General features: G+C 64.5%; 1 protein-coding gene and 1 pseudogene. One reads left to right on the top strand and one right to left on the bottom strand.

Annotated features, from left to right (window positions below):
- Positions 1-482 (top strand): hypothetical protein (locus E1258_RS31935; protein WP_243715819.1); only part of this gene is annotated, 482 nt, incomplete at its 5' end.
- 805 nt (positions 483-1,287) lie between these two features.
- Here the strand turns inward: E1258_RS31935 and E1258_RS31930 are convergent.
- Positions 1,288-1,616 (bottom strand): annotated as a pseudogene (locus E1258_RS31930) (hypothetical protein); the annotation flags it as partial.
- Positions 1,617-2,496 lie beyond the last annotated feature (880 nt).

Genomic DNA, 2,496 nt, shown 5'->3' with positions numbered 1-2,496 from the left:
TTCTGCTGACCCCGTCAGGCCGAGAGGTGCCGACGCAGGGCCTGAAGCGAGGAAAATTCTCCAACGGACCAGCCTACAATCTGACCGTCGCCCGCCTGCACACGTACTATGTGCTAGCCGGCAACACGCCGATCTTGGTCCACAACACCAACAGTTGCTCTATCTCCGGGTCAGCGGGCGGGCAGAAGTTGGCAGATCAGCTCCGTTTGGAATCGGCAAACTCCATGTTCACGCCGGGCGGTGGCCTTACGAGCCAAGCTATTGGTGAGTCACGACTCATCATCCGTGGTAGCGACTTGGGCAACCAGCAGCTCCGGGCTCACCTTACCCGCGACGGCAGCGATATTGCGGACTGGGGAAAATACACGACGAGGACGCATCAGAGTCCCTACGGGGATTTCCAAGTCCATTACTACTACAATTCGAGAACTGGAAATGTGGCCTACGACTACGACTACAAAGTTGTGATGAACGCGAGGTAGTGGTGCGGGTGAAATATGCGGGACGGCAGCCAGAGGGCATGTCCCACCAGGGGGTCGACGCTCTGTCGGTAGGACGCGAGTATGCGGTGCTTGAGATCTCATCGCTTGCCGATCGGCCCTCCTACTTCCGAATTGAGGTCGCCAACGGCGAGCCTCCAGCGCTATTCGATGTACGGCTCTTTGAAGTCACATCGCCAATGATTCCCCCAAACTGGATGTGTTCGCTCGATGAGTCCGGGCTGCTGACAGTCGGGCCTAAGGCCTGGAGAGAGCGCGATTTTTGGGAGGCGTATCTAGAACGACGGGAGTGGGCGGTGACTGTATACGAGAGAGAGCGCGAGGCGATTCTGACAGCACGGACGGAATGATGCTGTGCGGATCAGTCGCTTGGTCGCGTCTGGCGCAGTATGCTGCGCGCAGCTTGAGCGGGTGTGGTCACTGGCCGTGACTACTGGATGTGCGGGTCGGTGGTCGTCAGCCCGGGTTGCCGTCAGAGAGTAAGGTGCATGGCAATAATCGATACTCTCCGTACCGGGGAGATCGTAGCGGGTGTGTGGCTGGGCGGTGGCGTGCCGCGTAGCGATGCGGCGTCGATCCCCGGAACCGCTCGCCGCGGGTGGTTGGTGAAGGGATCGTCACGGCCTCGGCCGGTCGATGGGTGCCGGGCTCGGTGTTGCTGGCGTGCGCGCGGGGCCGGAACGGCTGTAGCGCGTGCGCGCGGCCCGGCCGCGGCCGGGCCGTACTTGATCCTGTAGAGCAGTTTTGAGCCAGTCGGATCTTGGTCGAGGGCCTTGGTCCGGCTGGCTTACTGCTTCGGTGCGCGGTTGCGGCTGCTGCGGGAGCGCTTGGCGGGTGGTGGCGCCTCGTCGCTGCTGGGGCGTCGGAGGTGTTCGGGCTGTTGGGCGAAGTTGCCTCGGTCGGCTTGGTATTTGATCACTTCGTCGATGAGGTCGCTGTTGGTGTCGGCGTGACGCAGCGGGTCGTGCAGGGCTGTGTTCTTGTCGTCGGCGGTGCGGGCGTGGTGGTAGCGGATGGTGATGGCTTGTTGGTCGGCGAGGTAGCCGGCGACTCGACGACGGAGGTCGGGTCGCCGATGGGTTGACGGAGGACGCCGCCGCGTAGCAGGTAGGACGCCCCCATCGCGAACAGCCTCGTCCCCGACGCCGCCGCCATCGTCACCGACGAGCGCGGCCGCGTCCTGCTGCACCGCGCACCGACTCCGGCACCGGTGAGATCGTGCCGCCAGAGGACGTGGTCCGGCACGACGGCGACGACCCATACCGCAGGGATGTCTCGTCTGCTACGCAGCTCGAACGGCGCAGGGCGGGGCTCAGCTTTGCCGGACCTGCCCGATGAGTGTGATGGCGACGGTCCGACCTACCGGGCAAGTTCGCACTTCCGCCAGACCGCCGCGGAGCGGCGGCGGCGCGCAGACACCGGCCAGCACCTCCGTGCCCGGTCGGGCCGGCCGACAAACTCACCCCATCGCGGTAATCCCGCCGGTCATTCGGTGGCGTCCGGCGTTGTCACGCCCTCGACCGCCTGGTCAAGACACCCCAGCTCACGATGTACACCAACCACCAACCACCCTGGTCGTTCTCCGGCGACCTCGCCTCACGGCCCTACCTGCCGAACGCCACCCAGGCCGCGGGCGGCATAGCCATGGTGCGCCTGTTCTGAGTGCTGACTGTGTGTCGGCGACACTGTGTTGCAATCCGCGCCCGGCGCGGTGGCCGGGCGCAGCCGACGGGACCCCTAGCCCCCGAGGCCACCACACCCTAACTGGACGTTTGCTTCACCTTCGTGCCAGTAGTGGCTGATTCGCCACTCGACCTCGGCAGCATGAGATGTCCGGCTCTCCCCAGAAAGAGCGCATCTCGTGGACGCGAACCCGACCGGAATCAGAGCATTTCACCCCGGGATCGTGTCTGGTTCACTTTCACCCCGGCATCGACGGACATCACGTCCGCCGAGCCGATGCCCCAACGACATACGCCTTCACCATGACCGAACG

The organism is Micromonospora sp. KC207, assembly GCF_004348615.1.
Lineage (GTDB): Bacteria > Actinomycetota > Actinomycetes > Mycobacteriales > Micromonosporaceae > Micromonospora.
Note: the sequence above shows the minus strand (reverse complement) of the source record. Positions and strands in the feature narration are given on the sequence as shown.